We start from the raw sequence: 19,971 nt of genomic DNA, 5'->3' as shown, positions 1-19,971 counted from the left end.
GCGGTGTCAGTCGTGGCGCCACACCTTGGCCGCCGACAACGGCGCCACCACCATCCTCGGCTCGGGCGCCGAGGCCAACCGGATCCGCTGGACCGGTACCTACCAGCTCGCCTCCGGAAACTCCTTGGATACCGTCCCGGCAACGATGTTCCTGGCCCGGCAGGCCGGGCGTGAGCTCGGCGGACCGAGGCCGCGGCATCGATGACCAGGTGTGCAGTTGGCAACAGGTGTTGGCCAACTGTTGTGGGCATAAGGTGTGGCCATGCGACGCTCGTCCGAACAAACCAAGGCGGCGATTCTGCGGGCCGCGCGTGATCGCTTCAGCGCCGACGGATACGACCGCGCCACCGTCCGCGCGATCGCGGCCGCCGCCGATATCGACCCCTCCATGGTCATGCGCTACTTCGGCAGCAAGCGCGAGCTGTTCGCCAAAGCCGCGGACCTCGACCTGAAGCTGCCCGACCTCACCACGGTGCCACGCGACGAGGTCGGGCGCGCCCTGGCCGGGCACCTGATCGACCGCTGGGAGGGCGATGACGCGCTGCGGATCCTGCTGCGCACCGCCATGACCGACGAGGACGCGTCCGCCAAGATGCAGAAGATCTTCGCTGGTCAGCTGACGCCGCTGATCGCGCGGTTCACGGACGATCCGGTCGACGCCGCTACCCGCGCGGGACTTGCCGCCAGTCAGGCGCTCGGCCTCGCGCTATGCCGGTATGTGATCCGGCTGCCGCCTGTGGCCGCGCTCAGCCGCGAGGAGGTGGTGGAATGGGTCGGCCCGACCCTGCAGCGCTACCTCGCAGGCCCTCGCTGACCGGGAGGGCTCAGCAGGCGGCGGGATCAGTCGCGAGGGAGCAGGACGGTGGCGTGGTTGGATCCCGGCACCACGCCGCCGCGTTCGTGGGCGCCCCTGAGCGCCTCCGAGGTGGCGTGCACTCGCATGGCCTGCGCGTCCTCACACTCGAACAGGACAACCGCCTCGCCGGGGTCCTCGGCGTTCGTACTGACCAGGACGGTGCGCATCCCCGCGGCGCTCCTCAGGTCGGCGAGGCTGTCGAACGCCGCGCGCCAGGTGCCGTAGTCGGTGAACCGCTGTCGGACCAGGAGGTACTGCATTGCGTGCTCCTATCGTGCCGGGGATGGAATGCCGCCTGCCGGAGAAGGCGACAGGCGATGTGGATGGTGATCGGAAACGACGTCAACACTTGTCGTGGTCGACTACAGCTGGGCGCGCCTCAGCGCGTGGCGGACCAACGACTCCGGCCGCGGGACGGTTTCCACGGTCCGTGGTACTCACCGCGCCCGAGCCCTGACCCTTCAGGCTGATGTGGAGGTGGTTCCCGCCCAGGCGGTGAGGGCGGCTCGGACGCTCTCCTCGTCGGGGCGGTCGGTCGCCCAGGCGAAGTAGCCGTCGGGCCGGACGAGGGCCGTGGTGCGTCGGTCACCGGTCCAGTGCGCGTGGACGACGTGGCCGGGCAAGTCCGCGTCCGCACCGTCCGGTGTGATCAGCACGAACCTGCCGCCGCGCTGGAGCTCGTTCAGCCGTCCCTCTTGGAGGTCGACGTCGGGGGCGCGCCGTCCGGTCAGCTTGTGCGCGCCGCGCGGGGCCTTGTAGGCGATGCCGATCCCGGTGATCATGGACGCCGCCTTGTCGGCCAGCGGACGGAAGTTGCTGACGACCGTTCCAGCCGCGCGCCGCAACAGCCGGGCGATCCATCCGCGGAGCAGGGCGGCCCGCACCAGCGTCCCGCTCATCCGCAGCACCACCTTGCCGACCGCGTGCCGCTCGGCCTGATAGGTGTCCAGCAATCGGTCGTCGGCACCGTCACGCAGCACGGCCACCAGCTTCCAGCTCAGGTTGGCCGCGTCCTGGAGGCCGGTGTTCATGCCCATGGCGCCCGCCGGGGAATGCACGTGCGCGGCGTCACCGGCGAGGAACACCCGCCCGACCCGGTAGGCCGGGGCCTGCCGCTCGTCGCTGTGGAACCGCGACATCCACGGGATTTCGGTGATCCCGTAATCGGTCCCGAAGTTCATCTGGAGCAACTCCTTGACCTCGTCCACCTCCAGCGGCGCGTCGTCGGGAAGCTGGTGATGACGGTTCCAGCCGGTCACGCGATAGAGGCCGTCGCCCATCTCGGTGAGCAGTGCGAACCCGTCCTGGACGGCGTTCACGACGAAGGGCCGGTCCGGTGCCTTGTCGAGCCTGACGTCGGCCAGGATCAGCGAGCTGAGGATCGTGTCACCGGGGAAGGGCTGGCCGATCGCGGGCCGGATCGAGCTGTGCACCCCGTCGGCGCCGACGAGGTAGGACGCGCGGAACGTGCCGCCCGGCTGCCCGGTCCCGTCCTCGGTGCGGGCCGTCACGCCTTTCGCGTCCTGCTCCACCGCGACGACCTTGGTCTCGTACACGAAGGCGACTCCGGCCTCAAGGGCCCGGCGCTCCAGCACCTTCTCCACCTCGTACTGCGGAGTGAACAGGACGAACGGGTAGCGGGTCGGCAACCGCGAAGGGTTGAGCCGGGCCGCCTCGAACAGCGCCAGCCGGCTGATCGGGTGCCCGCTCGCCACGACCTCCTCGGCGATGCCGCGGGCATCGAACTGCTCCAGCACCCGGGCGTGCACGACCAGCGCCCGGGACAGGTTGCTGACCTGGTGCGGGCGGCGCTCGACGAGCACGACCGAAAGGCCCGCCTCGGCCAGATCCCCGGCCAGCAGAAGTCCGGTCGGTCCGGCCCCGACGACCAGGACATCGGCGGCGGTGACAGTGGGTGACATCGGAACCTCCCAGTGATTGCCAACACTTGTTGGCCAACGCTTGTTGGCATAGGTTAGGACATCCGGCTCGCCAACGTCAACAGGCGTTGGCCACCACCTGCCGGCTGTGGCACGACCGGTCCCGTCGGCCTCGGCCTGCCCGGTGCAGGCGGGTTCCTCCTCCTTCGACGAGTCGGCGCGCCGAACTGTGAAGCGCACGTTCACGCGCACCTCTACTCGAAATCCGAGGATCCGACAGCGCTTCCGACTTTTGATTTCAAAATCAAAAGTTCTCCTTAGTTTTTGAGACAGCGATAGACGGTGGCTCGCGAGACGTTGAGCCGGTCGGCTATCTCCGGCACCGGACGCCCTGCCGCGTACAGAGCGCGTGCCTGCTCAGCCTCTGGTCCGGTCAACGCGGCGGGCCGCCCTCCGCTTCGCCCTCGTGGCCGTCCGCGAGCGGGTGGACGGCTGGTCACCTCGGCGTGCCGGCCGGTGCGAGCAGACTCCTCCGCCGTTCCCTCCCGGGCCGGGTCGGAACGGGTGAGCAGGGCACGGGCGCCGTCGAGGATGAGGAGTTTGAGCCGTTCGGGGGGCACGTTCATGAAGAGCACGACCGGATCGCTGAGTCCCGCGACCACCTGCGCGGCGCGTACTCGCCCTTCCAGGCTGCGATCCGGTCCGCACACCAGGTCGTTGGCCAGGGCCATGGCCGCGCGGAACCGGTCCGCCACCGGCGCCTGGACCAGCAGCGTCATGTCCCTGACCAGCATCAGCAGCGTTTCCCGGTGATGCAGGTAGACGTCGATGTAGCCCTCGATGGCGCACCAGCGCACCGCTTCCGGGTCGCCGGCCGACTCGGCCTCGGCGAGTACGTTCTCCAGTTCGTCCAGCAGCGGCAGCGTGAGATGGCGGAGGAGTTCGTCCTTGGACGCGAAATGGTAGTAGAGCGCCGCCTTGGTGATGCCGACCTGATCCGCGATGGCCTGCATGGACGTGGCGCGGTAACCGCGGGCGGCGAACAGGGCGCGGGAGGCCGCCAGGATCCGCTGCGGGGTTGGGCTCATGTGACTCCTGCTTACCCGAGGTCAATTCGTGGCTAAGATACTTACCAACGGTAAGTCCCAAGGAGGGTCATGAGCAAGCGAATCAAGGTCGCTTTCGATTCCCGTGGCACGACCTGTGCGGGATACCTCTACCTGCCACCGGCACCGGACGGCCGGCTGCCTTGCGTCGTGCTGAGCCATGGGTTCAGCGGGACGATGGACCGGCTGTTCCCGCACGCCGAGCGGTTCGCCGCCGACGGCATGGCGGCCCTCGTGTTCGACTATCGCGGCTTCGGGGAGAGCGTCGGCGAGCCGCGCCAGCTCGCGGACATCGACGGTCAGCAGGACGACCTGCGGGCCGCCATCGGGTTCGCCCGCGCCGACGCCCACATCGACCCCGACGCCGTCATGCTGTGGGGCAACTCGCTCGGTGGTGCCCACGTCGTCTCGGTCGCCGCCGGCGACCCGGACATCGTCGCGGTGGTGGCACAGATCCCGTTCAACGGGTTCCCCAAGCGTGTCGAGGGACGTTCGACGTGGCAGACGCTACGACTGCTGGGGGCCATCGGCTGGGACGCGCTGCGCGGCAAGCTCGGCCTGCGGCCGTACTACATACCCATGGTGGGGCAGCCGGGCGAGCTCGCGGTCGCGGCCACGGCCGAAGCCGAGCAGCACATCCGGACACTCACCGGCGGAGGCGAGACCTCCCTGTGGCGCAACAGCGTCGCGCCACGGGCTCTGCTGGGCATGATGCGTTACCACCCCGACGAGGCCGCCGCCCGCCTGACCATGCCGCTGCTGGTCTGTGTCGCGGCCGACGACCACGAGACGCCCCTCGAGACGACCAGAACACTGGCGGAGCGCGCCTCGCGTGGAGAGCTGCGCAGCTACCCGGGCACACATTTCACCTTCTACACCGACTCGGCCACCCGGGAGCGTGCCCTCACCGACCAGATCGCTTTCCTGCGCCGCTGCTTGCGGCCGCAGTGAGCTAGCTCATCCGGCGCGCCTGTCACGCCGGGCGACGCCTACCCGTCCTGGTGTGCGTGAAGACATCGAAGGAGATCATCGCCGGGCCTGACGAGACGCCGCAGGCTTCGGCCGAGCCGCCTGCCCGCCTGCGGCGTTGGCCGCGTTGGCTGGCGGGCACGGTCGCGCTGCTGCTGGCGGCGGTCCTGCTCGTCGCGTACGTGTGGCAGCCGCCCGCCGTGGAGGGGTACCGCTCGCCGTACCTGGACCGCGTTCACTCCCAGTACGCGGACAGCCCCGTGGCGCGTTTCCACTACACGAAGACCGGACAGGGTGCGCCGGTGGTGCTGATCGCGGGTGGGGCCCAGTGGCGGTACTCCTACCGGGACACCATCCCCGCGCTGGCCGAGAACCACACGGTCTACGCCGTCGACCTGCCGAGCCAGGGCTACACCGAGGTGGCGGAGGACTTCTCGTACACGATCCCCGCCATGGCGGACACCATCGGCACGTTCATGGACGCGGTGGGCCTGAAGAAGGCCTCGCTGGTCGGGCATTCGTGGGGCGGCGCGTGGAGCCTGTCCTTTGTCGAGCGTCACCCCGAGCGTGTGGACAAGCTGGTGCTCATGGACTCGCCTGGCCTGAACAAGGAGCCGGCGTCGCAGACGGCCGCCTTCGAGCTGCCGGTGGTGGGCGAGGTCGCGGTGAAACTGATGCGCCGCCCGGATTTCGAGACAAGTCTGCGTTCCGCGTTCGCCCACCAGGACCGGGTGACCGCTGAGGTGATCGACGAGACCTGGGCCTGGCTGTCCAGGCCCGAACGACGAGCAGCCTTCGTCGAGCTCGCCCGCGGCCAGGACTACGCCCCTCTCGACCAGGGTCTGGGCCGGATATCCGCCAGCACGCTCATCGTCTGGGGGCAGGACGACCACTGGCTACCCGCGTCCTACGCCCGCGAGTACGGTGAGCGCATCCCCGGCGCGGAGGTGAAAGTGATCCCAGGCGCCGGACACAATGTGCACGAAGACGATCCAGCCCAGGTGAACCCGCTCCTCGTCAAGTTCCTCAGCCCCTGACCGGTCGTCAGCAGGCGCGTGGTGACCGAGGACGGATCCGCCCGATGGAACTGGAACACGATCTCCGGATCTTTCGCCGATGAACACGCGTCTATACCAGTATCTGGGGTCAGCGGAGAGGGATCGCCGCCAGACGTGCATCTTTCCCTGACAGCACGGGACTTTCCCACGCTAGCGCCCGGAAAGTCCCGTGTTGCAGCCGTAGTCGGTGATCCCGGAACCTGGGTCCTCGATCCGGCCCAGATTGCCTCCGACATACCGAAGGCGGGTTTCGGTTCCGTCCCGACAGCTGATTCGGCACAGCATCTGCTACGGCGGAAGGGCTTGCGCGCCGGACGGAGGGGTGACACCGCCATAGCAGCCGTCGCCGGGACGGCGGTAGTGCAACACATGCGATCGACCCGAGGCCGGGTCCTTGATCTTCCGCAACCGGGACGGCACGCCGTCGTAAATGTACTGAAGCGCCGCAGGCTTGCGCGAATCCGTTGTAGTGGACTGGCTTTCGAGCTTGCCGTCCGCGCGGAAGACGAAGACATCACCATTGTCGGTCAGCGTGACCCAGGAAGAACAATCCCGGCGTCGCCGACCCTCATGCCGATCTTCTCGACGCCATCGGACGCTTCTTCGGTCCTGACCGTACGTCCATTCCGGAAGCCAACCTGGCCACTGTGGACGACACTGCCGCACGAACACGGGCAAAGGAGCGAGAGCGACTGCAACGACAGCTCGTCGAGATCGAACGCAAGCAGGAATCCCTGCTCCGGCAAGCTCAAGACGGCGCACCCGACGATCCCAAGCCGAGGTGGCTCAGCTGGACGCACAAGGCATCGCCGTTCCCTACTTGCGCGTCAACTCGGCCAGGGCTTCGCAGGCCCTGCTTCAGACACTCTTCGAGGTGTCACAGCTCACTGTGCGATTGAACGGCCTCGGCGACGTCGTGACGATCGGGGGCAAACGGCCGGCGGATCAAGTGCCCGCGATAGCGGAAGCAGGAGAAAAGATCACAGACGATGTCTGGCTACTGAAACAGCAAAAAGCGCCGACCGAAATGATCGACGCTTTTGCGAAGTACCCCCGATGGGATTCGAACCCACGCTACCGGCGTGAGAGGCCGGCGTCCTAGGCCGCTAGACGACGGGGGCTAGGAACTTTCTCCTTCAGAAGGAGATTTTCAGTTGTTCACCTGCTGTGCTGCCGTGGAGAAACTTACCAGACCGGGTTTCCCGCCTTCGCAGGGGGGTCACTCTGTGTTTCACTCCGGAGAGTTCTCCAGCTGGGGTACCAGGACTCGAACCTAGACTAACTGGACCAGAACCAGTCGTGCTGCCAATTACACCATACCCCAGTGAGGTACCGTTCCGATCTTGACCGGCTCGGTGCCGCACGAGAAAGAATACTAGAGCACGCCGTTCCGCACCGTGAAAGCGGGGGTCTCCGTAGCGCGCTGGGCCGGGACGCCGAGCTTCGCGAACTCGGAAACGAGCAGCTCAGGCAGCTCGTCGAGGCCGGCGATGGTGTGCACACCCGCCGGGGCGCGCTCGGCGATGCCGTCCCGATCGAGCCAGACGGCGCCGAGGCCGGCGTCGCGCGCGCCGATGGCGTCGGTGTCGAGCTTGTCCCCGACGTGGACCGCCTGGGCGGGGTCGCAGCCGAGGCCGAGGCAGACCGAGTGGAACATCGCCGGGTCCGGTTTGGCTACTCCCAGTTCACCGGCGATGGCCACGTGATCAAAGAACCGGGAGAGCCCGAGGTCGGCGATCTTCTTGCGCTGATGCGCGCCGGAGGCGTTCGTGACGGCCGCGACGAGGACGCCTGCGGCTCTCAGCCATTCCAGACAGGGGACGACATCTTCGAACAATTGCCACGAACGGGTGAGAATTTCACGGCGGCGTCTTTCGAAGCCCTTGACCTGGTCTTCGTCGGCCAGAATGCCGATCTCGGCCAGGAAACATTCAGTACGCTTGTGATGCATGGACGCGTAATCGATTTCGCCCGCCACCACCAGCGCGACATGCTCTTCGGTGATGAGATCCCACAGCGGCCAAAGGTCGTTCTGGCCGGTGAGCGCGCGCAGACTGAGCCGGATCGCCGCCGTGCAGTCGATCAATGTGTCATCGATGTCGAGGCACACCAACCGTAACTCCGGCGGCTCCCACGGCGCTCCGTCCGGAGCGTCCGGCGTGGTTCGTGACGGGGTCCGGGGCACGAGAGCGAAATCCACCAAGTGAGGCTAGGGCACTCAGCGCGATCGCGACTCTGCCGATGAGGTGATTAAGGCTGGTCTGTTCCGGCGCGGGCACTCTACTCCCAGTTGGCGAGATGACGTGTTTTGGTTACCGGACAACGGCCGGCGCGGGCGGGTGGGTGAAATACCGGCGTCCGGCGCCTTGGCCGATTCGCGGCGCGCACACCCTGTGACGACAACGAAATCCTTACCCGGCTTCGAGTCGCGGACCGTCCACATGGGCATTTCCGCGGTCGCCGTCCTCCCGGGACTTTCCCATCCCTCTTCGCGTCCTTTTTGGACAGTCGTCGCCGACACCCGGACCGGTGAGGCCCGGGTCATGGCCCGAACGGCGTATCCGCCCGGATGGCGCTTGACGCGCCGGTCGGGCGGGTGCATGCTGAGCTTATTCAACAAGCGGTGAATAAGGTCTGACGGGGTGGGACGGATGAGCGAACGCACGAACTGCGTGGTCGTCGGCGGTGGCCCCGCGGGCATGGTCGCCGGATTGCTGATGGCCAGGGCCGGGATCGAGGTCACCGTGCTGGAAAAGCACAAGGACTTCCTGAGGGACTTCCGCGGCGACACCGTGCACCCGTCGACGTTGACGTTGCTCGACGAGCTGGGCCTCGGGGAGAAGTTCCTCAGCCTGCCGCACAGCGAGATCTCCTACGCCGGGTTCCCGGCCGAGGACGGCACGATGATGCGCCTGGCCGACCTGACCCGGCTGAAGGTCGCGCATCCGTACATCGCGATGGTCCCGCAGTGGGATTTCCTGGACCTGCTCGCCGACGCCGGCGCGAAGGAGTCCACGTTCACGCTGCGGCAGAGCACGGAGATGACCGGGCTAATCTTCGAACAGGGCAGGGTGAGCGGCGTCCGCTACCGGGACGCCGACGGGAAGACCGGCGAACTACGCGCCGACCTGGTGATCGCCGCCGACGGGCGCTGGTCGCCGGCCCGCCGTGAGGCCGGCCTGACGACGAAGGAGTACGCCATCCCGTTCGACGCGTGGTGGTTCCGGATCTCGCGGCGCGACGGCGAACGCGAGGGCATGCTGACCCCGAAGATGCGGGACCGCCGCTTCGCCGTGCCGCTGCCGCGCAAGGGCTACTTCCAGATCGCCTATCTCAGCCCCAAGGGCCAGGATCTGCGCGAAAACGGCATCGAGGCGTTCCGCGAGAACGTGGCGGCGATCCTTCCCGAACTGGCCGACCGGGTCGACGAGCTGAAGACGACCGACGACGTCAAGTTCCTCGACGTCAAGATGAACCTGTTGCGGAAGTGGCATGTCGACGGACTGCTGTGCATCGGTGACGCGGCGCACGCGATGTCGCCGGTCGGCGGGGTCGGCATCAACCTCGCGGTGCAGGACGCGGTCGCGGCCGCCACCCTGCTCGCCGAGCCGCTGCGGCGGGGCAGGCCGTCGATGGCGGACCTGGCGAAGGTCCGCAAGCGCCGTCTCGCGCCCACGATGCTGGTGCAGGGGCTGCAACGGATGTTGCACAAGAACGTCATGGGGCCGGTGATGGCGGGCAAACGCAACGGCCCGCCCGCGCCGATGGTGAAGCTGTTCAGCCGGTTCCCGGTGCTGTCCTACGTCCCGGCCCGGCTGCTGGGCCTGGGGCTGCGGCCCGAACACGCCCCGGCCTTCGCGCGGCGGGCGATGGAACCGGCCGGTAGCTGACGGTCCCGAACGCTATGAACGGGCCGTTCCTTGCAAATTTTGCAAGGAACGGTCCGTTCATAGCGCGCTAGATGTCCTGAACCGGGTTCGTCAGGGTGCCGATGCCTTCGATCGTGATCGAGACCGACTGGCCGTCCTCGATCGGGCCGACGCCTTCGGGCGTGCCGGTCAGGATGACGTCGCCGGGCAGCAGGGTCATCACGCCGGACACGAACTCGACCAGCTCGGGGATCTTGTGCACCAGGTCCGACGTCCGGCCGTCCTGCTTGAGGACACCGTCCACCTCGGACTTGAGCGCGAGGTCGGCCGCGTCGAGCGAGGTCTCGATCCACGGGCCGAGTGGGCAGAAGGTGTCGAACCCCTTCGCCCGGCCCCACTGGCCGTCGGACTTCTGCAGGTCACGCGCGCTGACGTCGTTCGCCACGGTGTAGCCGAGGATCGCGCTCGCCGCACGGGCGGCGGGCACGTTCTTGACCGGCTGGCCGATGACGATCGCCAGTTCACCCTCGAAGTCGACGCGGCCGACACCACGCGGACGGCGGATGGGCGCGTTCGGGCCGATCACCGTGGTCGACGGCTTGATGAACAGCATCGGGTCCTGCGGGACCTCGTTGCCGAACTCGGCCGCATGCTTGGCGTAGTTCCGGCCGACCGCGATCACCTTCGACGGCAGGATCGGCGCGAGCAGCCGGACGTCGGCGAGCGGCCAGCGTTTGCCGGTGAAGTTGGGGTTGCCGAAGGGGTGCTCGGCGATTTCCAGTACCTGGGCGTCGTCGCCGTCCCCTTCGATCGAAGCGAACGCGACACCACCGGGATGAGCAATTCGGGCTAGACGCACTCCCCCACTGTACGACTCCTCACGCCGGGCCTTCCCTGAGGGACTTGTGCACGAGCGCGTCGCACAACGCGAGCCAGCTCGCTTCGACGATGTTGCCGTGCACGCCGACGGTGGTCCATTCCCGTTCGCCGTCGCTGGTCTCGACCAGGACACGGGTGACGGCGTCGGTGCCCGGGTGGCCGGGGAGGATCCGCACCTTGTAGTCGGCCAGCTCCACACTGTCCAACCAGGACAGATGCGGGCTGAGCGCCTCGCGCAGGGCGGCGTCGAGCGCGTGCACGGGGCCGTTGCCCTCGGCGGTCGCGATGACCCGCTGACCGGCGACGTGCACCTTCACCGTCGCCTCGGACACGACCTCGCCGTCGGACCGGTGGTCCAGCACGACCCGATACGACTCGAGTTCGAACGGCGGTTCGTCGAGGACGTCGCTCTGCGGGCCGTCGACCTCCCGCCGCAGCAGCAGTTCGAGTGAAGCGTCCGCGGCCTCGAAGGACCAGCCTTCGGATTCGAGCCGTTTCACCTTCCGGACGGCGCTCGTCAGCGCCTCGGGCTGGCCGGCAAGGTCGACCCCGAGCTCACGTCCCTTGAGCTCCAGGCTGGCCCTGCCGGCCATCTCGGTGACCAGTACCCGCATGTCATTGCCGACCGAAGCTGGATCGATGTGGTTGTACAGCAACGGATCCACCTTGATCGCGCTCGCGTGCAGTCCCGCCTTGTGGGCGAAGGCCGACGCCCCTACGTAAGCCTGGTGGGTGTAGGGAGCGATGTTCGCGATTTCGGCAAGGGCATGGGAGACCCGGGTGAGCTCGGCGGCGCCTCCGGTCGGGAGCACCTCCATACCGAGCTTGGTCACCAGATTTCCCGTCACGGCGAACAGATCGGCGTTACCCGCCCGTTCGCCGTAACCGTTGGCGGTGCACTGGACGTGCGTCACGCCGGCCTGCACGGCGGCGACGGAATTCGCCACCGCGCAGGAAGTGTCGTCCTGGCAATGGATTCCGAGCCGGAATCCGGTCCTTTCCTTGACCTCGCGGACGGTTTCCGCGAGGCCGAGCGGCAACTGGCCGCCGTTGGTGTCGCACAGTACGGCGACGTCGGCGCCCGCGTTCACTCCCGCGTCGAGCACCCTCAGCGCGGTGTCCGGGGAGAACGCGTAGCCGTCGAAAAAGTGTTCCGCGTCAAGAAAGACGCGACGTCCTTCGCCGACGAGGAACGCGACGGTGTCCCGCACCATCTCGCACGCCTCGTCCACGTCGACCCGCAGTGCGCGTTCGATGTGGCGTAAGTCCGATTTGGCCACCAGGGTGACCACCGGTGCCTGGGAATCGAGCAGCGCCCGCACCTGCTGGTCCTGCTCGGCCTTGGCACCCGCCTTCCGCGTCGCGCCGAACGCGACGAGCGCGGCGTGGCGCAGTTTCAGTTCGCCCGAAGCCGCGCGGGCGAAGAATTCCGTGTCCTTGGGCAGCGCTCCCGGCCATCCGCCTTCGATGAACCCGACCCCGAGATCGTCGAGCAGCCTCGCCACCGCCAGCTTGTCCGTGACGGAGTAGGAGATCCCCTCACGCTGCGCGCCGTCGCGCAACGTCGTGTCGTAGAGGTGGAAGGCGTCGCCGAGCGGTGTGTCGGCGGGCTCCGTGCGAGTCACGGGGAACTCCTCATGGTGGTGGCAAACGCGTTCAGGCAACAAAAAAACCTCCCGCATGGGTGCGAGAGGTTGCGCGCCGGGGGCTCTTGTGGAGCTGTTATCCGGCGCGCTCGGCGATAATGATGGTGCAGGAGGTCACGGACGCATCATGGCACACGCCTCGGCGAGCGTCCACAAGCCGGGCGCGACTTCCCACTTACTGGGAGCCGCCGATCGATCCCCGAACCGGTCCGTGAAGGCCTCCTTGAGGGACTCTGGGTCCCTCAAGGAGGCCTTCACGGACTTCGAACCGAGACCGAACGCAGTGAAGGGGCCCTTCACCGCGTGAGATGCGGCGAAGGGCCCCTTCAGCCCAAGCTACTACTGAGTGACCGGGCGCACGTTCGACGACACCAGTGCCGCCAGCCGGTCGCCGATCGCGTGCGTCGCACCGGGCGACGCCTGGTCTCGGGTCGCGAGGTCGAAGGCCACCGAGGCCTCGATCCGCCGCGCCGCTTCCTTCTGCCCCAAGTGGTCCAGCAGCAGCGACACCGACAGCACCGCGGCGGTCGGGTCGGCGAGACCCTGGCCCGCGATGTCCGGCGCGCTGCCGTGCACCGGCTCGAACATGCTCGGGTTCCGCCGGGTGATGTCGAGGTTCCCGCTCGCCGCCAGCCCGATACCGCCGGTCACGGCCGCCGCCAGGTCGGTGATGATGTCGCCGAACAGGTTGTCCGTCACCACGACGTCGAAGCGGGACGGGTCGGTCACCAGGTGGATGGTCGCGGCGTCCACATGGGAGTACGCGACGGTCACCTCCGGGTGCTCCAGCGAGACCTCTTCGACGATCCGCGACCACAGCGAACCCGCGTACTCCAGCACGTTCGTCTTGTGCAGGAGCGTCAGGTGCTTGCGGGGCCGCGCCTCGGCCCGGTTGAACGCGTCGGTCACCACACGCCGGACGCCGAACGCCGTGTTGACGCTGACCTCCGTCGCGATCTCGTTCTCGGTGTCCTTGCGCAGCAGGCCACCGTTGCCCGCGTACGGGCCTTCGGTGCCTTCACGCACGACGACCATGTCGATCTCGCCCGCCTCGGCGAGCGGTCCGCGCACCCCCGGGTACAACCGGGCGGGACGCAGGTTCACGTGGTGGTCGAGCTCGAACCGGAGGCGCAGCAACAGCCCACGCTCCAGAATGCCGCTCGGCACCGTCGGGTCGCCCACCGCACCCAGCAGGATCGCGTCGTGCTGACGGAGTTCACCGAGTACCGACTCCGGGAGCAGCTCACCGGTGGAGTGCCACCGGGCGGCGCCGAGGTCGTAGTTCGTGATCTCCGCCGTCGGTACGACCTCACCGAGCACCTTGAGCGCCTCGGAGACCACTTCGGGCCCGATCCCGTCTCCTGGGATCACCGCGAGCCGCATCCACACACCTCCGTAGACCAGGCCACCGGCAGTCCGGATGGCCCATCCGCAAGAAAACGCCAGCAGCGGAAGGTTACCGGCCGTAGCCCGGTAGCCGTAGCCGCACCACCCTTATGCCGGAATCTCCCACAGAGCGAGACAGCCGAAAGAGTGAAACAAGAAGGGACGCCCTGGCGGAAAGCATGCCGCCAGGGCGTCCCTCACCTCATCGAACGCGGATTACCGCACTACCGCGTCAGCCCACACCGATCGGCTGACGTCCGGTGTGGCGTCCGCCGTTGCCCGGCCGGTCGACACCGGAGTTTCCGCCACCGGCGTTCGTCTGGATCTTCACCACGTTCGCCCGGTTGCCCGAGGCGTTGTGGTGCTCGATCGCCAGCAGGCCCAGCACGGTGTCCTGCGCGGCCGCGTTGCGGTTGACCACCAGCGCCGTGCCCGGCTTCGCGACGTAGCCCAGCGCGGAGTCGCCGCCGCCCTGGACGGTGTACGCGGGAGCCAAGGCGTCGAACGAAAGCGGCGTGCCGACGTAGTCGATCGTCGACGAGTCCGCACCCGGCGCCGCGTAGAACCCGGAGGTTCCGACGGTGTAGCTGATCTTGTGCGACGCGGCGTTCGGGTCGATGCCCAGCGCGGCGATGCTCACCGGCAGCACGACGGCGTTGGTGTCGTACACGTTCGTGTCGACGTCGCCGAGCTGGCCGTTGATCGGCTGGATGTCCACCTGCGGGAAGCCCGGCTTCAGCGCCACGGTGACCGCGACGAGGACGTCGGTGGACGTCACCTTGGTCACATAGGTCTCGAAGTCCGGCTGCCCGTCGCCCGTGGTGTCGATGTCCACGAACGGCGAGGTGTTGCTGCCCAGGTTGGCCAGGTCGCTCCAGGTGGTGAGACCGAAGGCCAGCAACGCGTTCTCCGGCTCACCCTGCGCCTTGGCCAGCGGAGCCGTCGACGCGGCGCCGATGTAGCGCAGGTCGGCGCCCTTGGCGGTCTGGTTCAGGGTGCAGTCGGTGGTGACGTCGCCGTCGCACTCGGGCAGCTGCGGGGATTCCGCCTGCAGTTCGAGCACGCTGATCAGCGAGCGGTACCGCTGCGCGCCGGTGCCCTGGTCCACGCCCTTGCCGGTCAGGTTCAGCACGGCCTGGTTCTGGCCGGCGCCGAAGTTGACGTTGCCCGGGGTGTTGATGGACGAAACGGGCTTCGGCGCGGAGTACACCGAAAGCCGCAGCGGAACGGTCGTGCCGCTCTTCGGGGTGAACGCGATCCGGCCGGAGGCGTCCGCCACGAACTGCCGGGCGAGGCCGACCTGCGTCGCCGCCATGGTCGGGTCCATGACCTTCCGGAGCGCCTTGGGGTCGGCGATCTTCAGGCTCACCTTCACCAGCGCGACACCGCGCGGGCTCAGCTTCACGGTCGGCTTGTCCACTGTGTACTCGACACCGGGGAGCGCGTTCACGGCTTCGTAGCCCACCGAGTACTCGACCGGCTTGATGCCCTTGTTGACCACCTTGACCGTCTTGGTCAGGGTGACCGGGCCGCCCGCTTCGACGACGCCGAAGTTGACCGAGACGAAGCCGGGGTTGTCGACGACGTAGGCCAGGACCTGGTTGTCCAGCGCGGCCTTCGCGTCGATCCGGCCGCTGCCGACGCGCTGCGGCCCGTAGGTGCGGCCCGACGCGTCACGGATGTCGTGGCCGGCGGTGTTGATGACCGAGGCCTTGACCTCTTCGACCGACCAGTCCGGGTGCGCCTGACGGATCAGGGCGGTGATCCCCGAGGTGTGCGGGGCCGCCATCGACGTCCCGGAGATGACCAGGCGACCGGCGCCGCTTCCGCTCAGCGCCGACGCGATCGAGTCACCGGGCGCCGCGACGTCCGGCTTGACGGCCGGACCGCGCCCGCCACGCGAGGTGAACGAGCTCGGGGTGTCCACAATGGACTGATCGGTGGTCGGCACGGACACGCGGCCCTTGCCGGTCATGCGGACCTGCAGCGTTCCCGCGGTCACCGCGGGACGGATCGAGGCGGTCGCGCTGCCGGTCAGCTGGAACGTCGGCAGGGCCGCGTTGCCCGCGATCCCGGCCGAGAAGTGCTCCAGCGTCGACGAGAACAGCGCGCCCTTGGCACCGGCGGCCTGCGCGTTGTTCGAACGGGCGCCCGAACCGCAGGCACGGGTCGCGTCGTTGTCGTCCCATTCGAGGAACACGATCTTGCCCGCGGCCTTGGCCTTGTCGGCTTCGGAGTACGGCTTGCAGCCGGCGGCGTTGTCGGCCGACAGCGTGACCACCGGCGCGGTGACGTCGAGCGTGTCGTAGGTCGCGTAGTTCTGGCTGAACTGGCCGGTCTTCGCGCCCTTCACGCCGTCGGGAGCGACGGCTTCGACGGCGTCGCGCAGGACGGACGCGTCACGGCTGCTGGCGACGGTCAGCGCCTCGGGCGTGTTGCCCGGCGCGCCGCCGACGTCGTTGAGGTCGCCGCCGTTGCCCGCGGAGAACACCGGGACGACGTTGTTCGCGGCGATCTTGCGCACGAACAGCGAGTCCGGGTCGTCCGGGGTGGCGAAGTCGCCGCCGAGGGAAAGGTTGACCACGTCGAGGTGGTCGGTGAAGTCGCCGTCACCGTCCGGGTCGAGCGACCAGTCGAGCGCCTGCGAGGTGACGTTGGTCGAGCCGTCGCAGCCGAAGACCTTGATCGCGTACAGCAGGGCCTTGGGCGCGGTGCCCGGGCCGATCTGCATCGCCTCGATCTTCTTCTTGTTCAGCTTCTTGTAGTCACCGGTGAAGGTCTTGCCCGCTTCGTCCACACCGAATCCGGCGACCGTGCCCGCGACGTGCGTGCCGTGGTGGCCGCAGGAGATCGGGTTGGGGTCCGGTTTCGGGGTGTTGAGGGCCGGGTCGTCGCTGCCCGAGTCGTAGGCGTCGCCGACCAGGTCGATACCGCCGACGACCTTGTCGGTCGGGAAGGCGGGGGTGGCCTGGTCGCGGTTGATCGCCTTGTACGCCTCGGCCGTGCCCGGACCGCCGAAGGTGGCGTGGGTGTAGTCGATGCCGTCGTCGATCACGCCGACGCGGATACCGTCGCCGTAGCGGCCGGTCTGCTGCCAGGAGGCGAGCGTGTTGGTCAGCTGGACCGCGCTGGAGTTGGTGCGGGTCTTCGGCACGACCTTCTTGACCGAAACGACGTCCGGCCGCTTCGCCAGCTCGCGGATCTTCGCCGCGTCGGCCGTGACGACCGCGCCGGCGACCGCGTTGGCGGTCTGCGTGACCAGCTGGGTGCCGGCGTCGGCGGCCTTGAGCTGCCCGACGACGGAGTTCACCGTCGCGGCGGCGTCGGCCTTGGCGTCTTTCGCGGCCTTCTTGGCCTTCTCCTTGCCGGCACCCTTGTTCTGCTCGGCGTTGAAGGCGTCGACGGCTGGCTGCTTGGCCAGCTCGACGAAGGCGGTGATCTTGCCTTGGGCGGCCTTGAGCTTCGGCTCGACCTTCCCCTGGAATCCGTTACGGTCGATCTTCGCCGGCGTGACGCCGTCCGCGAGAGGGACATCCTGCGCGGCAGCGGACGCCCCGGTCACGGACGTCACGAGCAACGCGGCGAAGACCGCGGCCGACGAGCGGATCGCCCATCGGGGTACGCGGGATCTGTTCATGAGTACGTGCCCTCACTCGAGGCCTGGACTCGGAACCTGCCTGCCGCTCGAACACACCCCCGACGGTGAGCCCCGGCGCCGCGCCGTGCCCTTGACGACGCGATGGTTCGGCCTCGCCGGAAGAACCTATCGGCCCATCCGCCCGACTTCAGTAGGCAATTTTCACCGTTATTGAATCTTGCTCGCGTTCGCGAACCCTGCACCTACAACGACCACAGTTAGTCGACCAATTGCGGGGATGCGCGTGAAGGCCCCCTTCCCTCGGCTGAGCCGAGGGAAGGGGGCCTTCACGCGCTTCGCAGGTCAGCCGAAGTTGACGGCGCGAATCGTGTGCGCGCCGACGGTGGCGCCGATCGGCTCCAGCAGATGCGAGTCGACGGAACGGTCCACGCGCAGCAGCATGACCGCGTCCGCGCCGTCGGTGGTCTGGCTGATCTGCGCGGCCTCGATGTTGAGGCCCGCCTCGCCGAGCAGCGTGCCGACGCGGCCCATGATGCCCGGGCGGTCCGGGTACTCGAGCAGCAGCACGTTGCCCTCGGCGCGCAGGTCGAAGTGGCGGCCGTTGACCTCGACCAGCTTCTCGACCTCGTCCTTTCCGGTGACCGAACCGGACACCGAAAGGGTCGAGCCGTCGGCGTGGACCGCGCGGACGGTGACCAGGCTGCGGAACTTGGGGCTTTCGGTCTCGGTGACCAGATCGACCTGGACGCCCAGCTCTTCGGCGACGCGCGGCGCGTTCACGAAGGTGACCTGGTCCTCGACGACGCCGGAGAACACGCCGCGCTCGGCCGCGAGCGGCAGGACGCTGACGTCCTCGGCGGCCAGCTCGCCCTTGACCACGACGGTGACCGAGGCCGGGGCCTTCGGGTTCAGCGCGGTCAGCACGGTGCCGAGCTTCTGGGTGAGCGAGAGGTACGGCCGGACGTGCTCGCCGACCGTGCCGCCGCCCGCGACGTTCACCGCGTCCGGCACGAAGTCGCCGCGCAGCGCGAGCAGCACGGACTTCGCGACGTCGGTGCCCGCGCGGTCCTGCGCCTCGGCGGTCGAGGCGCCCAGGTGCGGGGTGACGACGACGTTCGGCAGGCCGAACAGCGGGCTCTCGGTGGTGGGCTCGGTGACGAACACGTCGATACCGGCGCCGCCGACGTGGCCGGAGCTGACCGCGTCCGCCAGGGCCTGCTCGTCGATCAGGCCACCGCGTGCGGCGTTGACGATGATGACGCCCTGCTTGGTCTTCTTGAGCGCCTCGGCGCCGATCAGGCCCTTGGTCTCCGGGGTCTTCGGCAGGTGGATGGAGATCGCGTCGGCGCGCTCCAGCAGCTCGTCCAGCGTGACCAGCTCGATACCGAGCTGCGCGGCGCGGGCGGCCGAGACGTAGGGGTCGTACGCGATGAGCTTGGTGTCGAACGCGGCGAGCCGCTGCGCGAACAGCTGGCCGATCTTGCCGAGGCCGACCACACCGATGGTCTTGCCCTGGATTTCGACGCCGGAGTAGGCGCTGCGCTTCCACGCGCCACCCTGGAGGCTCTGGTCGGCGGCCGGGACCCGGCGGGCGACGGCGAGCAGCAGGGCGACGGCGTGTTCGGCGGCGGAGACGATGTTCGACGTCGGCGCGTTGACCACCAGGACACCGCGTTCGGTGGCGGCGGGGACCTCGACGTTGTCCAGCCCGACGCCGGCGCGGGCGACGACCTTGAGCGAGGTGGTGGCGCCGAGGACCTCGGCGTCGACCTTCGTCGCGGACCGCACGAGCAGCGCGTCCGCCGTCTTCACGGCCTCGAGCAGCGCGGGGCGGTCCGTGCCGTCCACATGCTGGACCTCGACCTCGTCGGAGAAGACGCTCAACACGGAGGGGGCGAGCTTCTCGGCGATGAGGACGACGGGCTTGTTCGGCTTGGTCACGATACGGCTCCCACTATCTGGTCTGTGCCTGCGACTCGGGGTGGATTGGCTTCTCGGCGGGGAAAAGTGCCTCGAAGCGGTTGACGGTCACGCCGTTGTGCCCGGTTGCGCCGCAGTTTAGCCCTGGTGACAGGGGATTGTTAACTCGCCCGTAATCCCGCGAAAACGAGGTCGAGGAGGCGTTCGAGGCCCTTGTCACCCGAAAGGTGTTCACTGGCCCAGGAAAGCGCGTGCAGCATCACCAGGATTTCGGGCACTGTGACGTCCGCCCGGAGCTCATTCGCGGCCTTCGCTCTGTCCACCAGGTGGGACACCTGGTCCCGCATGGCGTGACAGGACGCGTAGAGCGGCGAGGTCTCGTCGTTGAGGACGTCGACCATCAGTTCGGGCAGCCCGCGGTAGCGCGCCGACTGTTCACCCATCCCGGCGAGCCAGGCCTTCAGCGCGTTCAGCGGCTCCGGGGAGTCCAGGAGCTCACGCGCGGCCGCGGCCTGTGCGTCGAAGCCTTCGCGAAGCACCGTCTCGACAAGGGCCTCCCGCGTCGGGAAATGCCGATAGAGCGTTCCGATGCCGACACCGGCCCGGCGCGCGATCTCTTCCAGCGACGCCTCGACCCCGTGCGCGGCGAAGGCACGCCTCGCCTCTTCGAGGAGGCGCTCGTAGTTGCGCCGGGCGTCCGCCCGCAGCGGCTTCTTCTCGGTGTCCATCGCGCTCCCGAGCCTAGTCTCGACAAATCGGAGGCAGCCTCCGTATAGTCGGCGACGTAAGCGGAGGCAGCCTCAT

Annotated in this window: 15 protein-coding genes and 2 tRNA genes; 5 read left to right on the top strand and 12 right to left on the bottom strand. The window is 68.2% G+C overall.

Translation table 11 applies throughout. The features are described from left to right. Positions 1 to 25: 25 nt before the first annotated feature. Both CVV72_RS38355 and CVV72_RS38350 read left to right on the top strand, forming a co-directional pair. A complete protein-coding gene (locus tag CVV72_RS38355) occupies positions 26 to 205 on the top strand; it encodes a hypothetical protein (RefSeq protein WP_219149341.1) in 180 nt (59 codons plus the stop codon). Between the two features lie 57 nt (positions 206 to 262). After that, entirely contained in the window at positions 263 to 814 is a 552-nt protein-coding gene (locus CVV72_RS38350) for a TetR family transcriptional regulator (protein ID WP_219149339.1), read from the top strand. Between the two features lie 26 nt (positions 815 to 840). On the opposite strand, the gene CVV72_RS38345 is transcribed toward CVV72_RS38350, so the two are convergent. The 3 genes from CVV72_RS38345 to CVV72_RS38335 all read right to left on the bottom strand — a co-directional run bounded on the left by CVV72_RS38345 (position 841) and on the right by CVV72_RS38335 (position 3,824). Further along, the gene (locus CVV72_RS38345) at positions 841 to 1,116 is read right to left on the bottom strand and encodes a hypothetical protein (RefSeq protein WP_219149337.1); all 276 of its coding nucleotides are present in this window, start codon (positions 1,114 to 1,116) and stop codon (positions 841 to 843) included. Positions 1,117 to 1,317: 201 nt separating this feature from the next. Next, on the bottom strand, positions 1,318 to 2,778 hold the full coding sequence (locus CVV72_RS38340) for an FAD-dependent monooxygenase (protein ID WP_219149335.1): 1,461 nt from the start codon (positions 2,776 to 2,778) through the stop codon (positions 1,318 to 1,320). A gap of 275 nt (positions 2,779 to 3,053) precedes the next feature. Beyond that, positions 3,054 to 3,824 (bottom strand): TetR family transcriptional regulator, encoded by a 771-nt coding sequence (locus tag CVV72_RS38335; protein WP_219149333.1) that lies wholly within the window; start codon positions 3,822 to 3,824, stop codon positions 3,054 to 3,056. A 69-nt stretch (positions 3,825 to 3,893) separates the two neighbouring features. On the opposite strand from CVV72_RS38335, the gene CVV72_RS38330 reads away from it, so the two are divergent. Continuing rightward, entirely contained in the window at positions 3,894 to 4,793 is a 900-nt protein-coding gene (locus CVV72_RS38330; protein WP_219149331.1) for an alpha/beta hydrolase, read from the top strand. Positions 4,794 to 4,849: 56 nt separating this feature from the next. Beyond that, positions 4,850 to 5,848, top strand: coding sequence for an alpha/beta fold hydrolase (locus CVV72_RS38325; RefSeq protein ID WP_219149329.1), 999 nt, complete (start codon positions 4,850 to 4,852; stop codon positions 5,846 to 5,848). 1,069 nt (positions 5,849 to 6,917) lie between these two features. Here the strand turns inward: CVV72_RS38325 and CVV72_RS38320 are convergent. From CVV72_RS38320 to CVV72_RS38310, 3 genes are all read right to left on the bottom strand, one after another. After that, a tRNA-Glu gene (locus tag CVV72_RS38320) sits at positions 6,918 to 6,990 on the bottom strand. A 131-nt stretch (positions 6,991 to 7,121) separates the two neighbouring features. Beyond that, positions 7,122 to 7,193: transfer RNA gene (locus CVV72_RS38315), tRNA-Gln, on the bottom strand. 51 nt (positions 7,194 to 7,244) lie between these two features. Next, on the bottom strand, positions 7,245 to 7,979 hold the full coding sequence (locus tag CVV72_RS38310) for an HAD family hydrolase (protein ID WP_219149326.1): 735 nt from the start codon (positions 7,977 to 7,979) through the stop codon (positions 7,245 to 7,247). 541 nt (positions 7,980 to 8,520) lie between these two features. Here CVV72_RS38310 and CVV72_RS38305 point away from each other — a divergent pair. Then, complete coding sequence (locus tag CVV72_RS38305; protein ID WP_219149324.1) at positions 8,521 to 9,759, top strand: FAD-dependent oxidoreductase; 1,239 nt, start codon at positions 8,521 to 8,523, stop codon at positions 9,757 to 9,759. Between the two features lie 67 nt (positions 9,760 to 9,826). Here CVV72_RS38305 and CVV72_RS38300 read toward each other — a convergent pair whose 3' ends face one another. From CVV72_RS38300 to CVV72_RS38275, 6 genes are all read right to left on the bottom strand, one after another. Next, complete coding sequence (locus CVV72_RS38300; RefSeq protein WP_034315680.1) at positions 9,827 to 10,597, bottom strand: fumarylacetoacetate hydrolase family protein; 771 nt, start codon at positions 10,595 to 10,597, stop codon at positions 9,827 to 9,829. A gap of 19 nt (positions 10,598 to 10,616) precedes the next feature. Continuing rightward, complete coding sequence (gene cimA / locus CVV72_RS38295) at positions 10,617 to 12,242, bottom strand: citramalate synthase (protein WP_219149322.1); 1,626 nt, start codon at positions 12,240 to 12,242, stop codon at positions 10,617 to 10,619. Between the two features lie 360 nt (positions 12,243 to 12,602). Next, positions 12,603 to 13,646, bottom strand: a complete 1,044-nt coding sequence (locus CVV72_RS38290) for a 3-isopropylmalate dehydrogenase (RefSeq protein WP_007031599.1) — start codon at positions 13,644 to 13,646, stop codon at positions 12,603 to 12,605. 235 nt (positions 13,647 to 13,881) lie between these two features. Beyond that, positions 13,882 to 17,286: a S8 family serine peptidase gene (locus CVV72_RS38285; protein ID WP_219149320.1), complete on the bottom strand. Its 3,405-nt coding sequence runs from the start codon at positions 17,284 to 17,286 to the stop codon at positions 13,882 to 13,884. A 303-nt stretch (positions 17,287 to 17,589) separates the two neighbouring features. After that, entirely contained in the window at positions 17,590 to 19,188 is a 1,599-nt protein-coding gene (serA, locus tag CVV72_RS38280) for a phosphoglycerate dehydrogenase (RefSeq protein WP_219149318.1), read from the bottom strand. A 140-nt stretch (positions 19,189 to 19,328) separates the two neighbouring features. After that, positions 19,329 to 19,895 carry a TetR/AcrR family transcriptional regulator gene (locus CVV72_RS38275; protein WP_219149316.1) on the bottom strand — a complete coding sequence of 189 codons (567 nt, stop codon included), beginning with the start codon at positions 19,893 to 19,895 and terminating at the stop codon, positions 19,329 to 19,331. Positions 19,896 to 19,971 lie beyond the last annotated feature (76 nt).

The sequence above is a fragment of the Amycolatopsis sp. TNS106 genome (assembly GCF_019330265.1).
Lineage (GTDB): Bacteria > Actinomycetota > Actinomycetes > Mycobacteriales > Pseudonocardiaceae > Amycolatopsis > Amycolatopsis lurida.
This window is presented reverse-complemented; position numbering and strand designations above follow the sequence as displayed.

Coding starts and splice junctions, on each gene's coding strand:
- CVV72_RS38350 (WP_219149339.1), top strand. CDS start 263: ATGCGACGCTCGTCCGAACAAACCAAGGCGGCGATTCTGCGGGCCGCG.
- CVV72_RS38345 (WP_219149337.1), bottom strand. CDS start 1,116: ATGCAGTACCTCCTGGTCCGACAGCGGTTCACCGACTACGGCACCTGG.
- CVV72_RS38340 (WP_219149335.1), bottom strand. CDS start 2,778: ATGTCACCCACTGTCACCGCCGCCGATGTCCTGGTCGTCGGGGCCGGA.
- CVV72_RS38335 (WP_219149333.1), bottom strand. CDS start 3,824: ATGAGCCCAACCCCGCAGCGGATCCTGGCGGCCTCCCGCGCCCTGTTC.
- CVV72_RS38330 (WP_219149331.1), top strand. CDS start 3,894: ATGAGCAAGCGAATCAAGGTCGCTTTCGATTCCCGTGGCACGACCTGT.
- CVV72_RS38305 (WP_219149324.1), top strand. CDS start 8,521: ATGAGCGAACGCACGAACTGCGTGGTCGTCGGCGGTGGCCCCGCGGGC.
- CVV72_RS38290 (WP_007031599.1), bottom strand. CDS start 13,646: ATGCGGCTCGCGGTGATCCCAGGAGACGGGATCGGGCCCGAAGTGGTC.
- CVV72_RS38285 (WP_219149320.1), bottom strand. CDS start 17,286: ATGAACAGATCCCGCGTACCCCGATGGGCGATCCGCTCGTCGGCCGCG.
- CVV72_RS38275 (WP_219149316.1), bottom strand. CDS start 19,895: ATGGACACCGAGAAGAAGCCGCTGCGGGCGGACGCCCGGCGCAACTAC.